This window comes from Spirosoma pomorum (genome assembly GCF_054776615.1).
This window is the reverse complement of record NZ_BAAHBP010000001.1, coordinates 1,348,896-1,374,037: the sequence shown is the minus strand read 5'-3', so window position 1 is coordinate 1,374,037 and position 25,142 is coordinate 1,348,896. Positions and strand designations below refer to the sequence as shown.

Below are 25,142 nucleotides of genomic sequence, written 5' to 3'. Positions count from 1 at the left end.
TTATAATAAGATGACCTCAGGGCATTCCGCCAATGTTTTAACATTGACGGAATGCCCTGAGGTGTTTATGTATCACCCGGAGATTTACCGCAACTACCTTATTTTTTCGAGGCAGGTTTCGGGTCTTGCACCGGAGCTACTGCGGGATCGGGTGTTGCGAATTCAATTGTCAACGCCTTGGGTGGCACAGGTGGTTTTGGAAGTCTGATGGCATTGCTTTTGATCGACTGGGTTTTGTTGCTTGGTGCCGCTGGTGGCATCGCTGGCTTAGCCCAATGAATTGTTTGACCCTCAATAACAGAGTGACTAGACGGGAGTGGCGTTATTACGCCTGCCTCGCCGAAAGCGCTAACACTTGCGTTCACCTGTTGGGCTGAGTATCCGAGCTTGCGAAGTTTGGTTTCTGTTTCCTGAATGGGTTTCATTGCGTCTTCAATCGCTTTTTGCTTTTCGATAAGCCGCTGATTTACTTTCTCGATTTCTGCTTCTGCTTTGAGAATTGCCCGTTCGCTTTCGTCAATCTGTCGGGATAGGACTGCCTGAGCGGAGTCTGAACGGGCCACACGCGTCTGCATGATGATTCGTTGCTGCTCCATAGCATTGGCCATTCGTTGCTGTTCCAGTCTGAACCGTTGAGCGTCTATTACAGCCAACTGGCGCTTGGCCGCTTCAGCCGCAAACCGTTGCTGTTCGGCCTGTGCTTTTAGAATGGCAATATTAATCTGACTCAAATCCCGACTCTTACCGATCGCTCTTCGGTTTGTGTCATCGAGAAAAAGACTGGCAGAATGATCCTGCAAACGTTTTGCCCGATCATCGAAGAAAAGGCTGGCAGGGCGATCAGGCGTTGCTTCTACTAACTGACTCCTGGTTGCTTCCAGATTCTGGAAAAGACTTTGTACTTCCGATTCACGAAAGAGGCTGGATAAACGAGATGTATCTATAGACGAGAAAGCTCGTTTAATGATACTATCATAGTTCACTTTCGCCAGGCCTTCCACCGTACCGTCAGGACTGAGGGGAATATTGGTCAGGGCTGATGCGGTTATATCGCGATGCTTCTCTTTTTCCAGTGCGCTGTCCGATTCAATGATAGACAGTATAATATCCCGGTCGGGTTGATTTACGTCGTCGAGATTAAGCTGGCCAGACATGACTTGGTTCCATTGTCGCTGAAGGCTGGCAACGCGCGAAGCAGATAGCTTCTTGCCCTTCCAGGTTACGTATTGGATGTTTCTTTTTTCGTCGAAGCGTAACTCGGAACCACCGTTGGGCTTTGACGATTGTTCGTTTGCCTTTGTTCTAGTCACTTTGGGTTTAGGCTGTTGTTGCTGAACGGCGTAAACCGACGCGCTGACAAGCAGAACCGTTACCAGCGTTAGTCCGGCGAGACTTCTGGTCGATACGATTGGGCGAGTGGGTATGCCCAGTATCCGACGAACGCGGTGCAGCAACTGCTGCCGTTTTGTGGCAAAAGCCATAGCCAGAGTGGGTGTCGGCGTTGCCTGGGTCAGACGTAACTCTTCAATGTGAGCCAGGGCCTGCGCCAGCCGCCTACCATCACCCCCGCAGGCCTGAATAGCCAAGTCATCGCAGCAGAGTTCTCGCTCTTCCCGCACCCGTGCCGATAACCACCAGAGCGCCGGATGAAAGAAGTACAATACGTCAACGAGTGACTGGAGCAGGTTAACAGCGTAATCCTGCCGTTTTACGTGGGCTAGTTCATGAGCCAAAACGGCTTCTATCTCCTGTATGGATAGATTAGTGGCTAGTCCGATTGGAATTAATAAAACCGGTTTTATGGCCCCAACAACAACTGGAACCGCGATACTGGCCGACTCACGAATCTGAATAACTGGACGGAGAGCCATCGTCGCCCGTAGCTGGTTAACAACTGTATTCCAGAGGGCGTTTGCTGGCGTGTTGGCCGACCGACTTAGTCGCTGGAGATAGAGCCAGCCTCCTGCCAGCCGAAGTCCGAAAACAACCAGCCCAATCAGGTACAGGGCCACAAATTGACTAAGATTACTTTCCAGGAATTGCCGTACCTGCTGGTGCCAGGGCAATACCTGAGCGCTCTGTTGCCAGGCGCGAGCCATTACCTGTGTCGCATTGGGGCTAACAGACACTGCCGCAGGGTCGAAGTAATAGCTGAACGTACTAACCGATGTTAGCAACTGGGTTGCCAGCGCCAGAATACCTAGTCGATACCGTAACGCACTACTCCGGTTACGTAGCAGATGCAGGGCGACCGCCGTTGGTAGAACGATGGCAAAACCTTGCCAGACAGCGTGCAACAACGTCCAGCCCAGCGCATCGGCAGTAGGACTGGTCAACAGCTTAACGAGGTTCATGGTCAGAATCGATTTTGTTTAGCAGATCTTTGATTTCGTCCAGTTCTTCTTTCGAGGCCTTATGCTGTCCCAGTAGTTGCATGACCAGTTTCGAAGCTGATCCCCGGAAGGCAGTTTCAACAAAGCGGTCTAGCAAGCCCCGCTGCGTGTCTTCTTCGCTGACGGCTGCGGTGTACGTATGAGAACGGTTATCCTGGTCGCGCGTCAGTAATCCCTTTTCGTGCATAATCTGCATCAGTTTCAATGCCGTCGTGTAGCCGATTTCTCGGTTTTCGCTTAGTTTCTCATGGACCTGGCGCACGGTGCTGGGACCAGCTGCCCACAGTACATGCAGTATTTCCAGCTCGCTATCCGTTGGTTTCATAGTGTATCTACGAATAATTTCGTAGTAAACATATACGAAGGTTTTCGTACTTACAAGTGTCTGATAAAAAGATTTTTAAATGGCCTGATGTCAAGCGTAGACGGGAGTACAGCCAACGCGCCCGGCTATACCCTTGTCTAGTAAACTTTTCAAAGACATTAGCGCGTCGAATAAGTTGTATCTTCACAAACTGACCTATTTCAGTATTACTTGATGACAGCGAATGAATCCATTGCCGTACTGACCCGGCCCGACCGGCGCTTTATCGGCGAAGACGTACAACTTGCGGGCTGGGATGACGTAAAGCCCTTTTTCGATGAACTGCTGCAGCGGCCTATTCAAAACAGCGATGATTTGCAGCAATGGCTGCTTGATCGTAGCGAACTGGAGTCGTATCTATCCGAAGAGTTCGCCTGGCGGTATATCCGCATGACCTGCGATACCGCAAACGAGGAACTGGTGAACCGACTGAATTTTTTCATCGAAACCATCCAGCCGCCTATGACTAGCTATGGTAACGACCTCGATCTGAAAGCGGTAAATAGCCCGTTTCTGAGTCAGTTGACCGACGAAGGGTACGAGGTGATGGTGCGGGGAATGAAACAGGCCATCGAAATTTTTCGGGCCGAAAACATACCGCTGCAAACCGAAGCGCAGACTGAAGAGCGCAAGTACGGCGCCATTGCGGGAGCCATGACCGTAACGATTGACGGTAAGGAAATGACGCTTCCCGAAGCCAGCGATCGACTCCAGTCGACAAACCGGGCTGTGCGTGAGGAGGCTTGGCGTAAAGTTTGGGAACGCCGTTTTCAGGACCATGAGGTACTCGATCAGCTTTTTGACCGGCTACGTAATTTACGGCACCAGATTGCTGTCAATGCTGGCTTCGCTAACTTTCGGGACTACTCATTTGCGGCTTTGGGTCGGTTCGACTACACCCCGCAGGATTGCTTTAATTTTCATGCGTCGGTGGCCGATGCCGTTGTGCCAATGCTGAATGAGCTGGCTGAAGAGCGTAAAGAAAAGCTGGGTGTTGATCCGTTACGTCCTTGGGATACTAAAGTAGATGTAGATGGTCGGCCACCACTGAAGCCCTTCGCTACGGGTGCCGAACTGATTGAGAAAGCCATTACCTGCTTCGACCGGCTCGATAAAGAACTGGGCGACGACCTGCGAATCATGCGGGCCATGGGTCACCTGGATCTTGAATCGCGGAAAGGGAAAGCGCCGGGCGGCTACAACTACCCGCTCGAAGAAATTGGCGTACCGTTTATCTTTATGAACGCTACATCGAGTCTGCGCGATCTGGTGACTATGGTACACGAAGGCGGTCACGCCGTTCATTCGTTCCTGACGCGAACCTTACCCTTAAAAGCGTTCCGCAATCCACCGATGGAGGTTGCCGAGCTAGCTTCGATGAGTATGGAACTGCTGTCTATGGACCACTGGGACGTATTTTTTGCCGATCCAGGAGAGCTACGTCGGGCGAAACTCCAGCATCTGGAGTCGATCATCGAAACGCTTCCCTGGGTTGCCACCATTGATAAGTTTCAGCACTGGATTTACGAAAACCCCGAGCATACTGTAGCCGACCGGCGTGAAAACTGGGTGCGTATCTACGACGAGTTTGCCGATTCGATAACCGACTGGAGTGGTATTACGTATTATAAAGAGTACATCTGGCAGCGGCAACTGCACCTGTATGAAGTGCCGTTCTACTACATCGAGTACGGTATTGCGCAACTCGGGGCCATTGGCGTGTGGCGGAATTACCGACGTGATCCAGCGGCTGGTCTGACGGGTTACAAAGCCGCGCTTAGTCTAGGTTATAAAGCACCCATCCGGGAAATTTACGCAGCCGCGGATGTTCCGTTTGATTTCTCGCGCGATTACATTCGGGATCTGATGGATTTTGTACGACAGGAAATCGATAAATTGCGTGACTAAATCAGAATTTGTTCCGGCTTGTCTGTTCTGGCTTTGGAAACCTTACAGGCCTGCTTTAATTTTGCCGAATCAATGTGTAATCAAGTGGCTATGAAACGCGTATTAAATATAGGGTTGTTAGTGGTGGCCGTTCTATCACTGGCTTCCTGCGACTATCAGAAATATAACACGATTCGTCAGGCCGACTACCGGGCTAACGATTACAGCGCTAACTACCGCGCTGGTGATCCTCAAGTGTACGGAAAAGGTAAGGATTCGGCGGCTGTACAAACGAAATACAAATACACGCCAAACCCTGCGCTGGACGCTCGTACGCAGAAAATCCGCGAGAAACTATTCGGTGCTGGTTTGAGCAATCAGGGCGCGTAAATATCGAGTTACAATTCTAATACGGGAGCGATGGATTGGCGCAAAAGTGCGGGTCCATCGCTCCCGTATTATAAGGTAGTTGATTCATCTGACGCGGCTACCAGAATTTTGCTTTACTTTGTCGAGTCGGTGTTTGCTGACGAATAGCATTATTTGAGTATTCAATCCGCTTTACGCACTAGAAATAGTATGAATATTGCATTGGTTACGGGCTCGGCTGGGCTGATTGGTAGTGAAGCCGTAGCATTCTTCGCTGATAAATTTGACCTGGTGGTCGGTATTGATAACAACATGCGCCAGTATTTCTTTGGCGCCGACGGCTCAACCGAATGGAACCGGAACCGACTGGCTGATATGTACAAAAACTACCAGCACCGCTCGGCCGATATTCGGGAGGTGTCGCAGTTGGAAACAATCTTCCAGGAGTTTGGTACTGACATTAAATTGGTGTTGCACACGGCGGCTCAGCCAAGCCACGACTGGGCGGCTCGTGAGCCCTTCACTGACTTTGGTGTCAACGCGGTTGGAACGCTGAACATGCTGGAGATGACCCGGCTTCACGCGCCCGAAGCAGTCTTCATCTTTACGTCGACTAATAAAGTATACGGGGATAACCCTAACTTCCTGCCGTTGATCGAAACCGAAACGCGTTGGGAAATCGACCAGAACCACCCATACTTCAAGGATGGTATCGATGAATACATGAGTCTGGATCATACCAAACACTCGGTATTTGGTGCTTCGAAAGTAGCCGCTGATATCATGGTCCAGGAGTACGGTCGGTACTTCGGTATGAAAACGGGCGTCTTTCGGGGCGGTTGCCTGACGGGACCGAACCACTCGGGAGCGCAGTTACACGGCTTTCTGTCGTACCTGATGAAGTGCGCTATTACGGGTAACCAGTACACCATTTTTGGCTATAAAGGCAAACAGGTTCGTGACAACATCCACAGCTGGGATCTGGTGAATATGTTCTGGCACTTCTACCAGAATCCACGGGCGGGCGAAGTGTACAACGCCGGTGGCGGTCGTTATGCCAACTGCTCGATGCTGGAAGCGATTGCCCTTTGCGAGGAGATTTCGGGGAATAAGATGAACTACCAGTACTCGGAAACCAACCGCAGTGGCGACCACATCTGGTACATTTCGAATCTGAATAAATTCAAAGAACACTATCCGGCCTGGAACTGGACCTACGATCTGAAAGAGACGATGGTGCAGATCCACGACAGCATGGCTGCCCGGCTGGCCGTTGCGAAATAAGAATCGTCCGGATAACGTAGTCCGGACACCCACGTCCGGCTTTGTTGAAAAAGCCAGAGCCGGACGTGGGTGTCCGGATTTTGTATAATGCCACTTTTCTCCCCCAATCCAGCTCTCTACTGGATTATTACGTACGGGCTTTGCTGGTTGCTGGTAGGGGCCGTCATCTGGTTCCGGCCAAAACTGGGATTAGTCATGGCCGCAGCGTTGGGCCTGATGTTTCTGCTACGGCTGCCCAGCATTGTTTTCGATAATGAAATCAATCCTGACGAAAGTCAGATGATTACTCAGGCGCTTACGTTACGCCAGGACCCCGTCTATTTTCGATCAGTTGACGGTACAACGGCTGGCCCGCTGGATAGCTATACGCTTGTTCTCCCTAGCCTACTGGGGTTACCGTTCGATTACATTACGGCTCACCTAACGGCTTTTCTGCTGATAGCCATTTCGCTCTGGCTGGTAACTCGTACTGCCCGGCTCTGGTATGGTGAAACGGCCGCCATAGCTGCCCTGCTGCCTCTCATCTTTATCCTTGGCATGACGCAGGTCGGCGATTTTCTGCATTATAGCAGTGAACTGGTACCGGTGCTGCTGCTAAGTCTGAGTTACTATTTGTACGCTACGTTACTAGCCCAGAAAAGGTCTGGCATCGCTCGAATCTTTCTGATTGGTATACTGCTGGGTATGGTCCCATTTGGCAAGCTACAGGCTGTACCATTAGCGGCTGTAGTTGGGTTGTTCGTGGGGATACATATCCTTCTTCAATCAACATTAACCGTAAGTGCTAAAATAGGTCGATTGATCGCACTGGGTGCTGGAGCGATACTTTTTCCACTACTGTTTGTAGGCTTTATGTGGATAAGTGGCGTTTATAACGACTTTGTAACCTTTTACATTGTCGGTAACCTCAAGTACGGCAGCGATACAAACCAGCTGGAAACGCTGCTGCAACTGCCTGCCTATTTTTACAAAAGTGGCCCGCTCTGCTGGTTCATCGTGCTTGCGTTGCTGTCCTGGTTGGTGGGTAGCCTGGCGTCGTTACGTCGTTCGGTTCAGTTCACACAAGCTAGCTTTCAGCAAACCGGCTTTATTACGCTATTATTTCTGGCTACGCTGTTTTCTGTTACGCGGACCGGGTCTGGCTATCTGCATTATCTGTTTTTTCTGATGGGACCCCTGCTGTTAGGTATGGCGTACGGATGGTCGCAGTTGCAGCAAGTCGTTCAACATAGATCTTGGCTAGGATTGGGGGCTTCGGTTCTGATACTGCTGGGTTTCGGCGCGCAGGTGGTGATGACTTATAAGAACAAACAGCCGATCAACCCCTATCCATCAATCTGGCAGAACGGCTGGGTTGTTCAACAATCGCCCGTTTCGAAAGAAGTCAGAAAATACGCGCAGCCCGGCGAGAAGTTGGTCGTCTGGGGTTGGCGGTGCGATTATTACGTACAGGCTCAAATGCCACAGGGGGTGAACGAGAACCATACCATTCGTAGCGCCTTTGAACACCCTCTTCTGGAAACGTATCAGCAGCGTTACGTACGGGACTTTATCCGCTCTACTCCACCTGTTTTTGTTGATGCCGTGGGGAAATTCAACCTGTGGATGACCGACCGAGCTACACAGGGGCACGAAATGATAAAACCGCTGGGGGATTACGTGCGCAGTAACTATACATACGTCGGCCTGATTAATGATGCCCGAATTTACGTTCGGAATGATCGGGCGCGACTGAATAAATAACGATTAACGTAAAGCATAGAAAACAATGTGGTCAAAAAAAGGACTGATTTATAAACCGGACGGTTCGAAGCCGTTTAGCCGGACGCATGCTCAAGTGCCTTTTGGTTATCCGATGGATGGGAAACTGCGGGCTTATTTCTCAACCCGAGACGAGAACGTTTCATCGGCGGTATCATTCGTTGAACTCGATCCGAACGACCTCAGTAACGTAACGTATATCCACGATAAGGCCTGTCTGATGAAAGGCGAAGTGGGTACGTTCGACGAAACAGGAACAATGCCTTCCTGGTTTTTACCGGTGAAAGGGGAGGACGGAACCGACGAAATCTGGCTGTATTATACCGGCTGGAACGTGAGCACTACCGCCAGTTACCGGTTGGCGATCGGTCTGGCCATCAGCCGCGATGGTGGGCTGACGTTTGAGCGGAAGTACACTGGCCCCCTGATGGATCGCTCAATCTATGACCAGGTGTGGGTAGCTCAGCCCTGTGTTATGCAGGAAGAGAACGCCGATGGCTCGATTCGGTGGCGGATGTGGTATTTATCCTGCACGAAAATTGAAGTGATCAACGGCCACCCCGAACCTTTCTACGACGTAAAATACGCTGAGTCGAAGGACGGTATCAACTGGGAGCGGACCGGGCAGGTATGCGTAGGATACGATGAGTTTACGGATGCAATTGGCCGCCCGACTGTTTACAAAGACGGTGATTTGTACAAAATGTATTTTTCGTACCGGAACGCGACCAACTACCGTACTGACGTACAACGCAGTTACCGGATTGGTTACGCTGAATCGAAGGATGGTATCACCTGGGAGCGGAAAGACGAGTTAGCCGGTATCGAACGCTCGGCTGATGGCTGGGATTCGCTGATGATGGACTATTGCCACATTTTCCCGCATCAGGGTAAATGGACAATGTTCTACAATGGCAATGGTTTCGGCGCATCCGGCTTCGGATATGCGGTAGAAGAGTAGCCGTATTGATAAAAATCAGTTGCCCATCAGGCTGTAGTCATATCAACTGTAACACACGATAAGTTACGTTTGCATTAATGATAACCAGCGCGCTAATTTGTGTAAATCCGTCAAGTAAGCAACCATGAAAGAAGTCGCAAAGTACCTGATAAAAGTTGACGCTGAATTTAAGGATGGTCAGATCGTTCCGGAGATTCCGTATGAGGAAGTGATGCGGTTGGTGAACGAACCCAACATCGTTATCATCAAGACTGGTATTCCGAAAGAAACGCTACGTAATGCCATTAACGGTACGCGGGAGTGGGCGGCCAAAACCCCCCTGGCCGAAGGACCAGATACATTCGATAATAACCAGCATAAGCAACGGCTGCACATCGCCAAGATTCAGCAAGCCCCTCAGTTATTCCACGATCATACGTTTGATGCTATTCTGGATTTAGAGCCCGAATTTCAGCAAACGCTAATGGGTGTACATGATCCCATGCGGAAATTCTGGAATAGCCTGACGGGTAACAACGAAGAATTTGGTATTCGGAAAGGTGAGCCGTATCTCCACCCGCAGATTACGCATTACCCACTAGGAGGAAGTTTCTTTGGTCGGCACTGGCACCCGCTAAACCCGCAGAAAGTGGGTCTGATTCTGGCGCTGAACCAGTACGGTAAGGATTATAACTCCGGTGGTACGGGCTACGTGATCAACGACCATATTATCGAAACGGAGGGATACCAGGATGAAGGTGATTTGCTGCTGTTCCGGTATGATCTGCCGCACTGGGTGAGTCCATCGAGCTTTGCCGACCGGTTTAGCTGGGAAGATCCGGCAGGACGCTGGGTAGCGATTCTGCCCTTCTACAATCCCTGGGGGACACCGGCTGACAAAGACGAGCCACAAGGCTGGAAAGCACACATAAAAACGGCTGAGAAGCTGCATTCGACCGAAGAAACTACCGAATCGACTGCGGCTACGTCCACAATGGCCGTTTAGTCAGGAAAAATAGTCAACGTGACAACGAAGCCTCATTCGTTGTAATTTTACGGTCAACAAAAGACCCGGTCTTAGCGCCCGCTAGGTTGCGTTAAAACCGGGTCTGTTTTTATCTATGGTTAAAGTAAGTGTTCTGATTATTACTTATAATCAGCATAAATTTATTCGAAAGGCTATCGACAGCGCGTTGATGCAGCAGACCACATTTCCTGTCGAAATTCTGGTTGGCGACGACTTTTCGAGTGACGGTACGCGGGAAATAATCCAGGAGTATGAGCAGTTTCATCCCGGTCTGGTTATCAGTGTATTGCACCCACGTAACATGGGGAAGAACGGCGGAATCAATTTTCTGGAAACGCTTAAATTAGCCAAGGGAGAATATTATGCCCTGATGGACGGGGATGATTACTGGACCGATCCGCTTAAACTGCAAAAGCAGGCCGATCAGCTGGATGCGCACCCGGATTACTCGATGAACTTCCATAATGCCATCATCACCTACGAAGATGGGACTCCTGAGCACGTACTAAATGGGCCAGATATGAAACCATATTACACCGTCGACGATCTGATCGGCGAGGATGAAATATGGTTCATGGCTACCTCCAGTACGATGTATCGGAATAGTATCAAAGAATACCCAAACTGGTTTCGGGAATCGTCCAGTGGCGATATTCCACGGCTAATTCTAAAAGCAAAACTGGGCAAGATTGGTTACGTACCCGATATAATGTCGGTATACCGGAAAAATCGTGGAGGGGCGAGCTTCGCCGATAATTACTACGACGAATTATTTCTGCGTAACCGGATTCAGATGTACCGCGACATCAATCGCGAGCTGGATTATAAGTACGACCGCGTACTGCGCCGGAATATATCTCGTTATTACCGGATGATGCTGGATGCGAAACAGTATAAAAATCGTTACTTTCGACGGGCTTTCTATGCACTCAAGTACCTGCATTTGAATCGACCTGGCTGGCGTGATGCTCGAAAAATTATGCGGGATTACGTCGTTCCTAAGCCACTAAGTAAGCTATACAGCACCATTCGTCTATTACCACACCGTTAACGGAAAAAAATCCATCCAGTACCAAGTATCTTATGAAACTGAGCGTTGTCATACCAGCCTATAACGAAGAGGAATCCATTACGCCAACGCTGCGATCGTTGTATCAAACGCTGGCCAAGCACGGAATCCCGCATGAAATCTGCGTAACAAACGATAATTCGAAAGACGGAACCCTGCGGGTGCTGGAACAATTGGCGGCAACCGAGATTCCAACGCTGGTGTACTATACTAATCCTGGCCCTAACGGCTTTGGATACGCGGTTCGGTACGGATTGGAACGCTTTTCCGGCGATTGCGTAGCGGTCTTTATGGCGGATATGTCCGACGATCCGGAAGACTTGGTGAAGTTTTATAATAAGATGCTGGATACCGATGTCGATGCCGTATTCGGCTCGCGCTGGGAAGCGGGTGGTAAGGTGATTGATTACCCGGCGCTCAAAAAAGTCATTAATCGGGTGGCTAACTTCATTGTCCGGATGATAATGGGCATCAAGTACAACGACACGACGAACGCTTTCAAATTATACAAACGCGAAACGATTGAGGGCATAAAGCCTTTTCTGGCTCCTCATTTCAATCTGACGGTGGAACTGCCACTCAAAGCGATTGTACGTGGCTACAGCTATGCTGTGGTACCCAACAGCTGGACCAACCGAAAATACGGTGAATCAAAGCTGAAGATCAAGGAGATGGGAAGCCGTTACTTCTTCATTCTCATGTACTGTTTTATCGAAAAGTACTTTTCGCGGGGTGATTACCAGAAAAAAACGGCAGCGAAGCCCAGCGTACCGGTTAGCCGTTAATGTTTGAACAGACTGTATAGTAGCGGAAGCTGATACAGAACTAGGGTTTGAACAATGGCCCAGCCAATACCGCTCAAGAGCATATAAAGCAGCAATTGCCCACGATGAACACCAAAAGAGACTGCTAACGCGGTGCCTCCGATGGGCGTTAGCATAAGCGGAGTTAGAAAAGCGATACCTGCCATTCCAAAACGTTTCCAGATACGCACGGCCAGCCGGGTTCGTTTAGTAAATAATTTTGGCTTTTGCGGACGAAACCGAGCAATGAGCGTACGCAGGGCCGTTCCGGCATACGTAATGAGCACAACACTGATCATCATACCCAGCGCTGAACAAATGGCCGTTTCCAGCCAATGGAGCCCTAATGCCAGCCCAGTTAGCGGTCCGCCCAAAAACTTCAATGTACTGGCCAGGATGACGGGAACGTAACGGGCGTATAGCATGGTACTAACTTTGTTTTACAACAACGTCCCAAAAGTAACCGTTGTTTCTGTATGCCGATTATTACTTCTGCTTATCCGGGGGCACCTGCTTATCAGTACAACGGCCATCTGCAAACCATTTTTCCCAGTCTGACACGCAAGGTAACAGGCGTAACGTATCAGCGTGAGCGCTTGACTTTGGCCGATGAAGACTTTGTTGACCTCGACTGGATCAAAGCTGGACGACGAAAACTAGTGATTCTAACGCACGGCCTGGAAGGAGATAGTCATCGGCAATATATTCTGGGCACCGCAAAACTCTTTGCGCAGCATAAGTACGATGTACTAGCCTGGAATTGCCGGTCGTGCAGTGGCGAAATGAACCGCGCTTTCCGATTATACAACCACGGGGAGATCGGTGATCTGAGTGAAGTCATTAACCATGCGTTAAGTAACGCGCAGTACGACGAGGTCGCGCTGGTCGGCTACAGCATGGGCGGAAATATTACGTTAAAGTACCTGGGCGTTCATGGTGCGCAAATACCCCGTGTCATTTCCTGCGGTATCGCCATTTCGTCACCAACGGATTTATGCGCTAGTGCGCACTTACTCGACCGCCCAGCGAACCGGTTTTATCGGGATCGATTCCGGCGGAAGTTGTTGGTGAAAATTAGCCAGAAAGCTGCCAGTTTTCCCGGTCGGCTTGATATGTCAAAAATTAGTCAGGTGAAGCGCTGGAAAGATTTTGATGATTTCTTTTCGGCTCCCGTCAATGATTACGTTGACGCGGATGACTTTTACCAACAGGCGTCAGCCGTTAATTTTATGGCCGGTATTCAGGTACCGACCTTGCTGCTGAATGCGCTAAATGATCCGATTCTGTCGCCCGAATGTTCCCCAGAATGGTTGGCGTCAGAACACTCATCCATTTACTTAGAAACACCACGCACAGGAGGTCACGTTGGCTTTGCTGTGGCTCGTGATATTCATACCTACGCCGAACGGCGCGCCCTAGCATTTGCGCAGGGGCTGATAACCAGCTAAACGTATGAAACTAGTTTACGCAGACGCGTATACGCTGAACCCTGGCGACCTGGACTGGAGTCCCATTGAAGCACTCGGCGACGTAACATTTTACGATCGGACATCACCCGCGGAACTGATTGACCGTATTCAGGACGCCGAGCTGGTGTTGGTTAACAAGGTCAAGCTCGGTCGAGAAGTAATTGAGCAGCTTCCTAAACTGCGCTATATCGGCGTAACGGCAACGGGCTATGATATCATTGATCTGGCCGCGGCTACCGAAAAAGGTATTGTGGTGACGAACGTACGTGGCTATAGTTCAGATTCAGTGGCCCAGGTTACGTTTGCCTTACTATTAGAGTTGACTCTTCAGGTAGGATGCCATAACACGAGTGTACATGCGGGCGATTGGGTAGCTTCTACTGATTTTTCGTACAGCAAATCACCACTGATTGAGTTGGCTGGTAAAACAATTGGTCTAGTCGGATACGGAGATATTGGCAAAAAGGTAGCCGCCATCGCCAACGCCTTTGGCATGAATGTGCTCGTTAATCGGCGGAATCCAAAACAGGAAGCTGATAATGAAACGCAGTATGTCGACCTGAAAACGCTGTTTAGTCAGAGCGATGTTGTTTCCCTGCACTGCCCGGCCACACCGGATACTGTCGGCTTTGTGAACAAAGCGTTGTTATCGCTCATGAAACCGTCGGCTTACTTTATCAATACCAGTCGCGGAAATCTGGTTAATGAGGCTGATTTGGCTCACGCTCTGAACGAAGGAAAGCTGGCTGGGGCGGGACTCGATGTGTTAGCTGTTGAACCACCGCGAGCCGATAATCCTTTGCTGACCGCTCAGAACTGTATCGTCACCCCCCATATTGCCTGGGCCAGTCGCGAGGCCAGGCAACGATTAATGCACCTAGTTGCTGATAACGTACGGGCGTTTTTGGTTAACGCTCCTCAGAACGTAGTTAATCCGTAGTCGTTGCTACTCCGCTATGCGAATCAAATCTTCCATCTGATTGATGACCGTCGCATTTTCGGGTAAATCGATATCCTGACCCACTACCTGATAGCCTGTAAGGAGTAGCTGGGATTCAGGAAAGCTTTTGGCCATCCGGTTGACGAACGGCTGAACGGCATGATTAGCTGGTACAGTCGTTATCGCCGTCATCAGGTAATCCGGTTTGTGGATGTTGTAGGCAAAAACCAGTTCGTCGAACGGAAGACTCTGGCCGAGGTAGATAACCTGGTTCTGCCGCGCCCGAATGATGTAGTTAGCAAACAGCAGGCTGATTTCATGCAGCTCCCCTTCGGGCAGAAACAGCATGTATTTCTTGCCCGTGGACTGGCGTTTGTTTACCTGTCCATCAATGGCTACGATGATCTTTTGCCGGATCAGGTTTGTGATAAAATGTTCCTGGGCCGGCCCCACCGATCCAGTTACCCATAGCATACCGATCCGGCTCAGAAATGGATAAACAATATTGTTCATCGTATTTTCAAAGCCGAACTGTAGCGTATTTGTGTTGATAATCTTTTCAAAGCGCTCCTCATCCAGGTCAACCATCGCAATAGTGAGCGCATGAATCTGATCTGGGTAACTGAACTGGCTGGTCGAGAATTTGATAACCTCGTTGTATAGCTCTTCGACTGATAATTTAGCAATCTCGGAAATTTTATAGCCGTGATCTTTCAGCAGCGAGATATTCAGGACCAGCTTTAAATCTTGATCGTCGTAAGTGCGAATGTTTGTATCGGTTCGTTTTGGAGCCAGGATATTATATCGTTGCTCCCAAATACGTAGGGTGTGTGCTTTAATGCCCGATAGTTGTTCTAAATCTTTTATCGAGTACGTACTCATGAGGTATCCGCTAAATAGAAATGGAGATGAACTGACGTAACGCTAGTCCACCGGGGAGGTGGTATTCAGCAAAAGAACAGGTAATATACTATTTTGTTTAACTGTTATGCAAAAAAGCTAAACAGAACTTGAGCACCAAAAAAGCCAAACTGGGACAAAAGTAACCATTTCGCTAGTCTGTTAGCCTTGTTAAATGGGAAGTAGAACCAGGCAGTGAAGAGAATAATCGAAATGACCCACCAGGCAACGTAATTTTGTAAGGGAATGGGGTGACCGAACCAAGTCCAGAAATCCAGCTGCACAGCCACCGGCTCAATAACGAGATCCAGTAAGACCATTAGTGTGGCGGCTATCAGAACTTTTAGCGGAGTGGGAAGCGGTAGTTTCGCGCAAACTGAGCCGCAACAGTACGAAAGCATTAGCCAGTTAAGACCTATCACTAGCGGAACGCCCCATAATTTTACGCCTAGCCCCTGCCCATAGGCATATTCGCCGAAAATCACTCCCGTTTTCACTCCTAGTAACTCGATAAAATAGCCGACTAAGACAGCTAGTATAACGTAAGCATAAAAAGTAGGTCGCCAGTCTACGTGATACGCTAGTAGAAATACCAGCGAACACACTAGCGTAATGGGAGTAATTGGCTGTAAATACGTCGCCAGGCTGGGAATCTGCAACCCAATCATTCCCGTCAAATACGCCAGAATCAGTATAGTTTTGATAATGGAGTAATAGCGAAAGGCTGGAGTACTACTTGGGAGCATACACGGAAAACAGCTCGTATGCGTAAATGTTAAAAGCTGGAAACTGAAAAAGCCCCAGATTTGGGGCTTTTAGTAGGGTGAAAGACGGGGCTCGAACCCGCGACCTTCGGAACCACAATCCGACGCTCTAACCAACTGAGCTACAATCACCATTTTGAGTTCGCAAATATACGCTGCTGACGAGCAAATAGTCAATATTTTTTCGTTCTACTTTACTGATTAATCACAACGAGTTATGAATCAGTAAAGTAGAACGAAAAAATATTCTAAGCCGCCTGACTCTTACCTGTCTGGTAGCGTTTTTCAGCCGCTTCCCAATCAACTACATTGAAATAAGCGGCAATGTAGTCAGGGCGACGGTTTTGGTACTTGAGGTAGTAAGCGTGCTCCCAAACGTCCAGGCCAATGATTGGAAAGCCTTTCACATCAGCGATGTCCATCAATGGATTGTCCTGATTGGGTGTCGACGTAATGGCCAGTTCTCCTTCCGACGTAACGATCAGCCATGCCCAACCCGAACCAAACCGGGTAGTGGCCGCTTTCGTAAACTCATCTTTAAAATTGCTGAACGAGCCGAATTTCTGGTTGATAGCGTCAGCCAGTTCGCCGGTTGGTTCGCCACCACCATTGCCCGACAGCGTATTCCAGAATAATGTATGATTATAGTGACCACCACCATTATTCCGAACGGCCGCCGGTGACTGGCTGATTGAACCAAGAATTTCTTCAATGGTTTTGTTTTCCAGTTCTGTGCCTGCAATCGCGTTGTTCAGGTTCGTTACGTAAGCATTATGGTGTTTGTCATGGTGGATTTCCATGGTCTGCTTATCGAAATTGGGTTCCAGCGCGTCGCTCGAATAAGGTAGTGGGTCTAATACAAAAGCCATTATACTATTAGTTAGAATGGAAGAATATTCGGTTGGATAAACAAAGCCTCACCGGTTTATGTTCTTAGACGTTTGAAAAAGTTTACTAGCACGGCCTGGCATTCGTCAGCCAGCACGCCTGTTTCTAGCCGGGTTTTGGGATGAAGTAGCGAAGGCCCGATTCGACTGTAGCCGCGTTTCTCATCAGGAGCGCCAATGACCAATCGGCCTAATTGAGCCCAATACAAGGCTCCTGCGCACATGACGCAGGGCTCCAGCGTGACGTACATAGTGCAATCGGTCAGGTATTTACCACCCAGGTAATGGGTAGCTGCCGTGATGGCCATCAGTTCTGCATGAGCCGTTACGTCCTTTAGTTGCTCGGTTTGGTTGCGCGTTTTGGCAATAGGCCGGTTACGGGAAACAACGACAGCTCCCACCGGAATTTCACCAGCGTCGGCGGCCTCTTCGGCCAGTTCGAGCGCCAGGCTCATGAAATACTCATCAGAGAACATAGGCTGAGAAAACATCGGGCTGATCAACAACTGATCAGCCCGATTCATTTACAGTTTAACTACTTTTTTGATTGTTTGCCGGTCACCCACCTGAATTCGCAATAAGTAGGTACCTGCGGGTTGACTACTCATATCTAGTTCGTTCCGCTGGGCTCGGGTCACCTGTCGTTGAATAAGCCTTCCACTCAACGTCGTCATTGATAAAATGGCGGGTTCACGCGTTAAGGGTAGATCTAATTCGATTGTAACGACGGCTGAAGTAGGTATTGGATACGCTTTAACAACGGGATCAAGCGACGTATCTTCCACTGCCAGCAGGGGCAGTACGGTGACTAAAGCGGTGCCGGATGCAGTACCGGTACCGCACACGTTTGCCACGGCAGTGAGTCGGTACGTACTTGTGCGGGATGGTCGTGCTTCGGCTATGTACGGATTCGTTGTCGCGGTGGTTGAATACGTCCGCAAGCTATCGGCGTAAGTTAGCGTCCAGGGACCATCGCCCCCAAGCGCAATAGTCAGATTCGCGGGTGAACCCTCATACACCGTCTGATGACCAGTTAACGTAGCACTTGGTAGGCCGCGAATTGTCAGGACGGTTGGACTGTTGCTACCAATAATTGGAATAGACGGATTCGACGCTATGGCGCGGACGTAATACTGACCACCTGGAATATTGGTAGGCAACGTTGCCGTAACGGGCGAGCCCGTTGATGTTGATTGAACTGTGTATTTCTTCGTCGTATCGCTCACACTGGCTAACTCGACCCGAAAACTATTGCCCGTGTTAAACTGGCCAGTTGAGGCAAAAGGAACGGACAGTGATAAGCCTGTGCACAGCGTTGATGATGTCAGCGCGTTCGTTGTGATCGTCGGTACCCGAACCGTAATGGTTGCTGTAGCCGGACTTCCTGGTGAGCCAGTGCCACAGCCATTCCGTACCGCCAGAATCTGATACGTTGTGTTCCCGCGGGGCAGTACAGAAATAGTCGTATCCGAGATACGAGAAACACCGGAGTAACCTTCGGTTAGCGTATAACTGTACGGTGCTGAACCCGTAAACTGTAGGCGAAGTTGAGCTGCTTCTCCCAGATTAACACTGTTGGTTGGTGTTATCAAGGCCAGCGACGGTGTGGTGTTGACAATAACCCGGACTGTTGCGCGTGGGCTGTAACAACCGTTCGATCCAATTTGGTACACATAGAAAGGATCGCCGAAGGCATCAACGTTTGCATTCGCTGTCGCTGGTACTGGTGAGTTGGTGTACAAACGCCCGTAGGGATCAACCCAGCGAAGCGTAGCTCCCGTTGACGCGGTAGCCTCCAAGGGGGTAGCTTGGTCACCGATGCAGTAGTTATAGAGCGTTTTAGCGACTGTAGGTACTGGCGTCGTATTGACCGTTACCTGAATCGTTGCTTTATCGCTCTCGCAACTATTAACTGTCTGGGTAACCTGGTACGTTTGCACGCCCGTCTGACTGATAACCGGGGTAGGAGCGGTTGTTGTTGAAGCATTCGAGGCTGCGTACCACCGGAGGTTGGCCCCACCGGCTGTTAATGGCTGAACCGACTGATTGGGTTGATCGGTCTGTGCCTGACAATAATTCAGATTACTTACCGTAGGCTGACCTGGAATAGCATTAATCGTAACGACAAGGGATGCCCTGGTACTTTCGCACCCTTCGGCTGAAGTCTGAGTTACCTGATACGTCTGAGCGCCTACGTTGGTGGATAGTGGTGTAACCGTTGACCCTAGCAATGAGCCAGACGTGTCGTACCATTTCAAACTGGAGCCTGATGCTTGTAGCGGTTGCGTTTGAGCGTTATTGCAATAACTGACGGGGGTAGTAGTAGGCGCTGCTGGTGTGGCTTTCACTTTTACGGCTAAGCCTGCTCGAGGGCTTTCGCAGCCGTCGACAGTCTGACTGACGTAATAGGTCGTCGTACCAACCGTAGTTGTTGAAACGGTTGGAGCTGTTGCGGACGAAGTACCCCCCGTTTGATTGGTACCGTACCAGCTTATCGTACCGCTGGTCGATGCCGTTGCCGTCAAGACAGGAAGTGTAGCATTCTGACAAAATTCAACAGCCGTTACCGACGGTGCTGCCGGCAATTCTTTGACAACAACCGTAATAATCTGACGGGGGCTTTCGCAACCGTTAACCGTTTGAGTAACGTAATAGGGAGTTGACCCTGCTGCACTGGTCAGAGGGGTTATCGCCGTCTTATTTCCTGTCCCACCTGTAGCCGCAGTATACCAGGTCAGGTTCGTGCCCGTCGCCGTCAGCGCGGCTGGAGTTGCCGTGCGACAATACGGATTTGGTGCGGTCGCCGTTGGCGCAGCTGGAACGGTGTTAACCGAAACAGATAAAGCCGCCCGAGGCCCCTCGCAGCCATCCAGCGTCTGACTAACGTAATAGGTCGTTGTGCCGACAGCGGTTAACGACGGCGTAGGGGCCGTTGCTGAAGCCGTACCCCCTGTCTGGCTAGTGCCATACCAGGTTAGCGCTCCGCCCGTTGTCGGTGTTGCTGTCAACGTAATAGTCGCGCTCTGATTCTGACACGCTGTAACTGACGTAACACCTGGCACTGAGGGCGTCGGTTTTACCGTTACAACGAGCGAAGCACGGGGGCTTTCGCAGCCATCGACGGTCTGACTAACGTAGTACGTAAATTGCCCTGCCGTGGTGTTTGAAACGGTTGGGGGAGTTGCTGAGGCTGTTCCCCCGCTCGCATTGGTACCGTACCAGTTTAGCGTTCCACCCGTCGACGCAGTTGCTGATAAGACGGGTGCGGTTGTTCCCTGACAAAAAGATACAGACGTTGGAATTGGCGCAGCCGGTAATTCTTTGACAACGACCGAAATACCAAGCCGGGCGCTTTCGCAACCATTGACTTTCTGGCTAACGTAATAAGTCTGCGGGACTACGGTATTGGTGGCCGGAGTTATCGCCGTGCTGCTTCCTGGTCCACCCGTTGCGGCTGTGTACCAAGTCAGATTGGTACCTGTCGCTGTCAGCGGAACAGCAGGGGAATCCTTACAATAGGGATTAGGCGAGGCAGCTGTAGGGGCAGCCGGAATGGGATTGACCGTAACCGCTAAAGCTGCACGTGGTCCTTCGCACCCATCTACGGTTTGGCTGACGTAATACGTTGTTACACCAGAGGTCGACGCTGGTGGGGTGGGGGCTGTTGCTGAAGCGGTACCTCCTGTTGGACTGGTACCATACCAGTTCAAGATACCACCACTGCTCACAATGGCTGTCAGGGCATTCGCAGTCTGCCCGACGCAAAGCGTTACTGGAGCAGTGGTGGGGGCTGATGGACTAGCTTTCACCGTAACAATGATTTCAGCCCGGGCACTTTCGCAGCCATCGACTGTCTGACTAACGTAGTAAGAAGTAGGACCTGCTACAGTCGTACTTGGTTTAGGAGCTACTGACGAAGCCGTTCCTCCTGTCTGACTGGTGCCATACCAGGTCAACGTACCTCCCGCCGACGCAGTTGCTGATAAGACAATGGCTTCACTACCCACGCAGTATGCCGCCGGGTTAGCAACGGCTGGCTTATTGGGCGTGTTAATGGCTAGCGTTTGTGTGCTGGCTGGGCCAACGGTCGCAGGATTACTGGCGACAACCCGAACCTTGTAGGAGCCAGCAGCTGCACCAGCCGGAATTGTTGCAGAAATGGCAGTACCACTGGTCGCACTACCAATAGCAACCGTTGTTGAAAACGTGCCTGCGGGATCAGAGAGTTGAGCCGTAAAGGTATTCGATGTACCAAACGTACCACTGGTGGAAAACGTAACCGTAACAGCCCCGCCCGGACAAATGCTGGTTGGGTTAAGGGAAGTTGCTGTAATTGTCTGCGCCCAACCGGTCAGGGCTGTTCCGCAACTATACAACCAGACAAATAAGTAAACGTAAAAGATACGGCCATTCATAAACCTGACTAACTGAAAATTATAGGGATATAAAGATAGTATTTTATGAACGAAAGAACGCTGGTTGATTCTAAATATGAATTGACTGTCAGGTGTCAACAATCGAAAAAGCCCTGGCAATCCTGCCAGGGCTTTTTCGATTGTTGAGGTAGAAAAACTACTACGGTTCAATCGACGAATAAATCAACTCGTGAATTCGCCGGCGTAGTTTGGTCGTGTTAATAGAGTTGTTTCCTGCGGTTGGGTAGATTCGATTCGAGAGAAAAACGAAGATCAATTCCTGATCAGGATCGACCCAGACGACGTTCCCGGTAAACCCAGTATGGCCAAAAGAGCGGGCTGATGCCTGCGGGGCCAGATATACGCTGGTCGAACTTTCAGGGTTTGGCTTATCCCAACCTAGCGCCCTATGACTACGGTTGCTCAGGGTCTGGGTAAAGTAAGGAACGGTTAGCGGATTCAGGATTCGCTGTACGCCGTAAGTGCCCTTCTGAAGATTCATTTGCAAGAGCGTTGCTATCTCGCGGGCATTACCGAACAACCCGGCATGACCCGATAGACCGCCCTGAACGGCTGCCATCTGGTCGTGAACTGTACCAACCAACAGCTGATTTCGATAATACGTATCCTGTTCCGTGGGGGCGCAGACGGGATTTTTCAGTCGTTGCAGGGGCGTAAAACCTAACTGGTGTAATCCAAGCGGTTTGTACACATTCTCAGTGACAAATCTGTCCAGCGGCTGCCGTGACACCCGTTCCACGATCTTCTGCAGCATCAGAAAATTCAGATCGCTGTATACATAGGCGGCTTTGCCGGTTTCATCCAGCTTACGCGACATAGGCGACTGTACGACCCATTTCCAGACTGAATCCCGTAGGGCGGGTACTCCCCAAAGGTTAGGGGCTACCTGGATCGTGTATAAGCTATCGGGCGTAGGATTATAAAACTGTGCTTTCAGACCCCCACCCGGTGTTCGGGTACGATCCCAAGTAGTTGGGTAAAAGGAAACCATACCCGACTGGTGCCAGAGCAAATCCTGCAACGTAATATTTTGCTTGTTCGTACCGCGCAGTTCGGGCAAATAAGCGGATGCTTTCTGCGTGAGATCGATAGCCTTCCGGTCGTGCAGCACCATAACCGATTGTAGTGTCGCCAGCACTTTCGTCAGCGACGCAAGGTCGTACAAGGTTTCATCCGTGACTTTAGGAGCACCGGGACTGTAGGTCAACGCGCCAAAATTTTTGCTGTACACAATCTTGCCTTTGCGGGCCACCAGTACCTCACAGCCTGGTACAACCTTGCTTTTGACCGCCCCCTGAACGATGGCGTCGATTTTGGCCAGCGTGGCTGATTTCATACCAACGCTTTCGGGCGAACCTGCTGACAAACGACCTTCGGGACTGACCAAGTCGCCTACACCGACTTTAAACTCACCCGTCGAAACGGGGAGCATACCACGCGAGCCTAGTCCGCCAAACAGAATTTGCGGAGCGACTTTTTGCATGTCGTCCATTTCCTGGTAGGCGCAAACCAAAGCGTCGGCGCCCGTGAAGAGCGGCATACTGTACGGAGAGCCGAAAACAGTGACAATTACTTTAATGCCCTTCTGCTTCAGGCGCGTAATAAGATCAAGAGAAGCTTTTGTCAAACCAAACTTGCGATTGGCCGACTCATTCATGTGATGGAAGCTAATGACCGCTGTATTGGCATCACCAACCTGCGCCACAATGTTGTTCAATTCCGTGTCCGAAATAGGTTTATCGGGCAAAGCCAGCGTCTGAAAAGGGGCGTATTGATTAAGCGTTTTTTGAAAAACATTACCCGCTTCGGCTCCGATGGCTACTGAAGCCAGGCGTAGGGTATCTAGTCGCTTTAGTGGAAGCAGATCGTCCTGATTCTTGGCCACCGTGATAGATTGCTCACAGAGTTCCTGTTTCAGTAATTCAGCTTCGGGTGAGTTGATTTCAGCCGAGAGCCCACCCAACTGGATTGGTTTGTAGTGATTCAGCCCCACCCAGTATTTCGCCCGGAGTATTTTCTTAACCTTTTCGTCAATAAACTCCTGCGAGATAACGCCCTGTTGAACGGCGTTAAGAATGTTCTGGGCGGCTTCCCGGACGTTTTCGGGATAAAGCAGAATGTCGTTGCCCGCTATCAACGCCCGCAGGTTAACGTCCATTGACTTCGGCGAACGACTGATGCCTCCCATGTTCAGGGCATCCGTAAAGACCAGTCCTCGGAAACCAAGCTCTTTTTTGAGCAGTTCCGTAACGATCTTTTCCGATAACGTAGCCGCCAGCGCGGGCGTGTTGTCGATGACCGGTACGTGCAAATGACCCGTTACGACTCCCATCAGACTATCGGCAATTAGCTTCCGGAATGGATACAGATCGATGTCGCGCATTTGCTCCGATGACCGGCTCACCGTAGGAAGTGTGTGATGAGAATCTACGTTGGTGTCGCCGTGCCCCGGGAAGTGCTTGGCAGTAGCGATAACGTGCGTTTGTTGCAGTCCCCGCATGTAAGCCGATGCTTTCAGCGCTACGTTCTCTTTCGATTCGCCAAACGAACGCGTGCCGATAACCGGATTCGCCGGGTTGCTGTTAACATCCGAAACGGGAGCAAAGTTGATGTGAATACCCAGTCGCTGACACTGCCGCCCGATCTCAGCGCCCATTCGGTAAATCAGTTGATTGTCCCGGATAGCGCCCAGCGACATCTGGCGAGGAAAATCCATCGCGCTGTCCAGCCGCATGCCGAGGCCCCACTCACCATCTATTCCAACAAGCAGCGGAACTTTGGACTGAGCTTGATAGCGGTTGGTCAGTACAGCCTGTCGGTAGGGGCCACCCTGAAAGAAAATCAGTCCGCCAATATTGTAACTCTGAATGAGATGGTCGATGTACTGATAATGGTTCTCGTTCCGATTAGAGAACGTAGCCACCATAAAGAACTGCCCGATTTTTTGTTCTGGTGTCAGCGTACGAAAGACGCTGTCAACCCAATTTTGACCACTATCGGGCAGCGCAAATACTTCTACGGGATTGGCTGCTGGACCTGCCACGTAAGGGGCTGCCGTAGTCCGGGAAACCGGCTTGGTATTGGGACGTTTATGAGCTTTATGAATACTTCTGGAGTGGGCAATGCGATGCCACAGCAGACGCCCTGGTCTGGTTAGACCAAAGGTGGTTAACAAGCTGATGGACAGCAGACCGACGACAAGCAGCGACCGGACAACGTTGTTACGCATGGGTACTCAACAGGTAAATTAAATACAGTCAGTTTCAGACGGTGTAAGGCTGGATGATAAAATTAGCCAACTAGCCTTGGATACCATTGATTCTATCTAAAATATAGAATTTTTACTGTAAATAGTTCAATTTACAAGCCCTGTTGTAACAATAAATGAAGATCAAGTAGGTAATAATTCTATTTTCCGGGAGCAGATTCATTAAGACGAGAAAACTATTCGGAAAATGATGGCAGAAGTGCCCGGGAGTAGGTGCACATGTATAGACGTAAACAACTACCTGTGTATGAGAAGTTAATACGAAAACAAATCAGGAGTTGAGCGGACTCAATTCCGCCAGTGCAGCCAACAGCCGCTTGCTGAATGTTGCTTTGTCAACGCAAATGGTAGGCTGCCAGTTGCAAGCTTCCAACAGGTCAGATTTTTTACGGACCGTAGCCGAAGACTTTACTCGCATGGCCTTGCGAGCGGCAAAAAGATTATGAGGGTGGCCCATGCTAAGAGCTTCCCCGCTGATCCCAATCAGTACTGTTCCGATGATGAGCAACTTCTTCATATCTCTGGCCTGTTAATTTGATAACACAAAGATATAGGCTTTGTTTGGTATCTTGCAATACATA

The 25,142-nt window shown here is 50.1% G+C and carries 20 protein-coding genes and 1 tRNA gene; 10 read left to right on the top strand and 11 right to left on the bottom strand.

What is annotated here, in order from left to right:
• Positions 1-98: 98 nt before the first annotated feature.
• Together ACYVAD_RS05670 and ACYVAD_RS05665 are read right to left on the bottom strand one after the other, a co-directional pair.
• Positions 99-2,354: a M56 family metallopeptidase gene (locus ACYVAD_RS05670; protein ID WP_461138480.1), complete on the bottom strand. Its 2,256-nt coding sequence runs from the start codon at positions 2,352-2,354 to the stop codon at positions 99-101.
• Entirely contained in the window at positions 2,341-2,718 is a 378-nt protein-coding gene (locus tag ACYVAD_RS05665; RefSeq protein ID WP_461138479.1) for a BlaI/MecI/CopY family transcriptional regulator, read from the bottom strand. The genes ACYVAD_RS05670 and ACYVAD_RS05665 overlap by 14 nt, the downstream gene beginning before the upstream one ends.
• Positions 2,719-2,931: 213 nt before the next feature.
• Here ACYVAD_RS05665 and ACYVAD_RS05660 point away from each other — a divergent pair, with 213 nt between their 5' ends.
• The 8 genes from ACYVAD_RS05660 (at position 2,932) to ACYVAD_RS05625 (ending at position 11,879) form a co-directional block, all read left to right on the top strand.
• On the top strand, positions 2,932-4,665 hold the full coding sequence (locus ACYVAD_RS05660; RefSeq protein ID WP_461138478.1) for a M3 family oligoendopeptidase: 1,734 nt from the start codon (positions 2,932-2,934) through the stop codon (positions 4,663-4,665).
• Between the two features lie 90 nt (positions 4,666-4,755).
• On the top strand, positions 4,756-5,034 hold the full coding sequence (locus ACYVAD_RS05655) for a hypothetical protein (RefSeq protein WP_461138477.1): 279 nt from the start codon (positions 4,756-4,758) through the stop codon (positions 5,032-5,034).
• A gap of 189 nt (positions 5,035-5,223) precedes the next feature.
• The gene (locus tag ACYVAD_RS05650) at positions 5,224-6,297 is read left to right on the top strand and encodes an NAD-dependent epimerase/dehydratase family protein (protein WP_461138476.1); all 1,074 of its coding nucleotides are present in this window, start codon (positions 5,224-5,226) and stop codon (positions 6,295-6,297) included.
• Positions 6,298-6,384: 87 nt separating this feature from the next.
• Positions 6,385-8,040 carry a hypothetical protein gene (locus ACYVAD_RS05645; protein ID WP_461138475.1) on the top strand — a complete coding sequence of 552 codons (1,656 nt, stop codon included), beginning with the start codon at positions 6,385-6,387 and terminating at the stop codon, positions 8,038-8,040.
• Positions 8,041-8,065: 25 nt separating this feature from the next.
• Entirely contained in the window at positions 8,066-9,019 is a 954-nt protein-coding gene (locus ACYVAD_RS05640) for a glycoside hydrolase family protein (RefSeq protein WP_461138474.1), read from the top strand.
• Between the two features lie 124 nt (positions 9,020-9,143).
• On the top strand, positions 9,144-10,004 hold the full coding sequence (locus ACYVAD_RS05635) for a hypothetical protein (protein WP_461138473.1): 861 nt from the start codon (positions 9,144-9,146) through the stop codon (positions 10,002-10,004).
• A gap of 115 nt (positions 10,005-10,119) precedes the next feature.
• Positions 10,120-11,076, top strand: a complete 957-nt coding sequence (locus ACYVAD_RS05630) for a glycosyltransferase family 2 protein (RefSeq protein ID WP_461138472.1) — start codon at positions 10,120-10,122, stop codon at positions 11,074-11,076.
• Between the two features lie 32 nt (positions 11,077-11,108).
• Positions 11,109-11,879: a glycosyltransferase family 2 protein gene (locus ACYVAD_RS05625; RefSeq protein ID WP_461138471.1), complete on the top strand. Its 771-nt coding sequence runs from the start codon at positions 11,109-11,111 to the stop codon at positions 11,877-11,879.
• On the opposite strand, the gene ACYVAD_RS05620 is transcribed toward ACYVAD_RS05625, so the two are convergent.
• Entirely contained in the window at positions 11,876-12,322 is a 447-nt protein-coding gene (locus tag ACYVAD_RS05620; RefSeq protein WP_461138470.1) for a hypothetical protein, read from the bottom strand. The genes ACYVAD_RS05625 and ACYVAD_RS05620 overlap by 4 nt on opposite strands.
• A 51-nt stretch (positions 12,323-12,373) precedes the next feature.
• On the opposite strand from ACYVAD_RS05620, the gene ACYVAD_RS05615 reads away from it, so the two are divergent.
• Both ACYVAD_RS05615 and ACYVAD_RS05610 read left to right on the top strand, forming a co-directional pair.
• Positions 12,374-13,345 (top strand): YheT family hydrolase, encoded by a 972-nt coding sequence (locus tag ACYVAD_RS05615; RefSeq protein WP_461138469.1) that lies wholly within the window; start codon positions 12,374-12,376, stop codon positions 13,343-13,345.
• Between the two features lie 4 nt (positions 13,346-13,349).
• A complete protein-coding gene (locus tag ACYVAD_RS05610; protein WP_461138468.1) occupies positions 13,350-14,306 on the top strand; it encodes a D-2-hydroxyacid dehydrogenase in 957 nt (318 codons plus the stop codon).
• A gap of 6 nt (positions 14,307-14,312) precedes the next feature.
• Here ACYVAD_RS05610 and ACYVAD_RS05605 read toward each other — a convergent pair whose 3' ends face one another.
• From ACYVAD_RS05605 to ACYVAD_RS05570, 8 genes are all read right to left on the bottom strand, one after another.
• Positions 14,313-15,188 (bottom strand): MerR family transcriptional regulator, encoded by an 876-nt coding sequence (locus tag ACYVAD_RS05605; protein ID WP_461138467.1) that lies wholly within the window; start codon positions 15,186-15,188, stop codon positions 14,313-14,315.
• Positions 15,189-15,292: 104 nt separating this feature from the next.
• Positions 15,293-15,952: a carotenoid biosynthesis protein gene (locus tag ACYVAD_RS05600; RefSeq protein ID WP_461138466.1), complete on the bottom strand. Its 660-nt coding sequence runs from the start codon at positions 15,950-15,952 to the stop codon at positions 15,293-15,295.
• Positions 15,953-16,027: 75 nt separating this feature from the next.
• Positions 16,028-16,103 (bottom strand) — tRNA-His (locus ACYVAD_RS05595).
• A 115-nt stretch (positions 16,104-16,218) separates the two neighbouring features.
• A complete protein-coding gene (locus ACYVAD_RS05590; protein ID WP_461138465.1) occupies positions 16,219-16,839 on the bottom strand; it encodes a superoxide dismutase in 621 nt (206 codons plus the stop codon).
• A gap of 56 nt (positions 16,840-16,895) precedes the next feature.
• Positions 16,896-17,333, bottom strand: coding sequence for a nucleoside deaminase (locus tag ACYVAD_RS05585; RefSeq protein WP_461138526.1), 438 nt, complete (start codon positions 17,331-17,333; stop codon positions 16,896-16,898).
• 48 nt (positions 17,334-17,381) lie between these two features.
• On the bottom strand, positions 17,382-21,272 hold the full coding sequence (locus ACYVAD_RS05580) for an Ig-like domain-containing protein (protein ID WP_461138464.1): 3,891 nt from the start codon (positions 21,270-21,272) through the stop codon (positions 17,382-17,384).
• A 160-nt stretch (positions 21,273-21,432) separates the two neighbouring features.
• Positions 21,433-24,522 (bottom strand): glycoside hydrolase family 3 N-terminal domain-containing protein, encoded by a 3,090-nt coding sequence (locus ACYVAD_RS05575; RefSeq protein ID WP_461138463.1) that lies wholly within the window; start codon positions 24,520-24,522, stop codon positions 21,433-21,435.
• Between the two features lie 310 nt (positions 24,523-24,832).
• Positions 24,833-25,078 carry a hypothetical protein gene (locus ACYVAD_RS05570; protein WP_461138462.1) on the bottom strand — a complete coding sequence of 82 codons (246 nt, stop codon included), beginning with the start codon at positions 25,076-25,078 and terminating at the stop codon, positions 24,833-24,835.
• Between the last annotated feature and the right edge of the window lie 64 nt (positions 25,079-25,142).

Excerpts from the sequence above, each read along its gene's own strand:
- ACYVAD_RS05670 (WP_461138480.1), bottom strand. The coding sequence starts at position 2,354 with ATGAACCTCGTTAAGCTGTTGACCAGTCCTACTGCCGATGCGCTGGGC.
- ACYVAD_RS05665 (WP_461138479.1), bottom strand. The coding sequence starts at position 2,718 with ATGAAACCAACGGATAGCGAGCTGGAAATACTGCATGTACTGTGGGCA.
- ACYVAD_RS05660 (WP_461138478.1), top strand. The coding sequence starts at position 2,932 with ATGACAGCGAATGAATCCATTGCCGTACTGACCCGGCCCGACCGGCGC.
- ACYVAD_RS05655 (WP_461138477.1), top strand. The coding sequence starts at position 4,756 with ATGAAACGCGTATTAAATATAGGGTTGTTAGTGGTGGCCGTTCTATCA.
- ACYVAD_RS05650 (WP_461138476.1), top strand. The coding sequence starts at position 5,224 with ATGAATATTGCATTGGTTACGGGCTCGGCTGGGCTGATTGGTAGTGAA.
- ACYVAD_RS05645 (WP_461138475.1), top strand. The coding sequence starts at position 6,385 with ATGCCACTTTTCTCCCCCAATCCAGCTCTCTACTGGATTATTACGTAC.
- ACYVAD_RS05640 (WP_461138474.1), top strand. The coding sequence starts at position 8,066 with ATGTGGTCAAAAAAAGGACTGATTTATAAACCGGACGGTTCGAAGCCG.
- ACYVAD_RS05635 (WP_461138473.1), top strand. The coding sequence starts at position 9,144 with ATGAAAGAAGTCGCAAAGTACCTGATAAAAGTTGACGCTGAATTTAAG.
- ACYVAD_RS05630 (WP_461138472.1), top strand. The coding sequence starts at position 10,120 with ATGGTTAAAGTAAGTGTTCTGATTATTACTTATAATCAGCATAAATTT.
- ACYVAD_RS05625 (WP_461138471.1), top strand. The coding sequence starts at position 11,109 with ATGAAACTGAGCGTTGTCATACCAGCCTATAACGAAGAGGAATCCATT.
- ACYVAD_RS05620 (WP_461138470.1), bottom strand. The coding sequence starts at position 12,322 with ATGCTATACGCCCGTTACGTTCCCGTCATCCTGGCCAGTACATTGAAG.
- ACYVAD_RS05615 (WP_461138469.1), top strand. The coding sequence starts at position 12,374 with ATGCCGATTATTACTTCTGCTTATCCGGGGGCACCTGCTTATCAGTAC.
- ACYVAD_RS05610 (WP_461138468.1), top strand. The coding sequence starts at position 13,350 with ATGAAACTAGTTTACGCAGACGCGTATACGCTGAACCCTGGCGACCTG.
- ACYVAD_RS05605 (WP_461138467.1), bottom strand. The coding sequence starts at position 15,188 with ATGAGTACGTACTCGATAAAAGATTTAGAACAACTATCGGGCATTAAA.
- ACYVAD_RS05600 (WP_461138466.1), bottom strand. The coding sequence starts at position 15,952 with ATGCTCCCAAGTAGTACTCCAGCCTTTCGCTATTACTCCATTATCAAA.
- ACYVAD_RS05590 (WP_461138465.1), bottom strand. The coding sequence starts at position 16,839 with ATGGCTTTTGTATTAGACCCACTACCTTATTCGAGCGACGCGCTGGAA.
- ACYVAD_RS05585 (WP_461138526.1), bottom strand. The coding sequence starts at position 17,333 with ATGTTCTCTGATGAGTATTTCATGAGCCTGGCGCTCGAACTGGCCGAA.
- ACYVAD_RS05580 (WP_461138464.1), bottom strand. The coding sequence starts at position 21,272 with ATGAATGGCCGTATCTTTTACGTTTACTTATTTGTCTGGTTGTATAGT.
- ACYVAD_RS05575 (WP_461138463.1), bottom strand. The coding sequence starts at position 24,522 with ATGCGTAACAACGTTGTCCGGTCGCTGCTTGTCGTCGGTCTGCTGTCC.
- ACYVAD_RS05570 (WP_461138462.1), bottom strand. The coding sequence starts at position 25,078 with ATGAAGAAGTTGCTCATCATCGGAACAGTACTGATTGGGATCAGCGGG.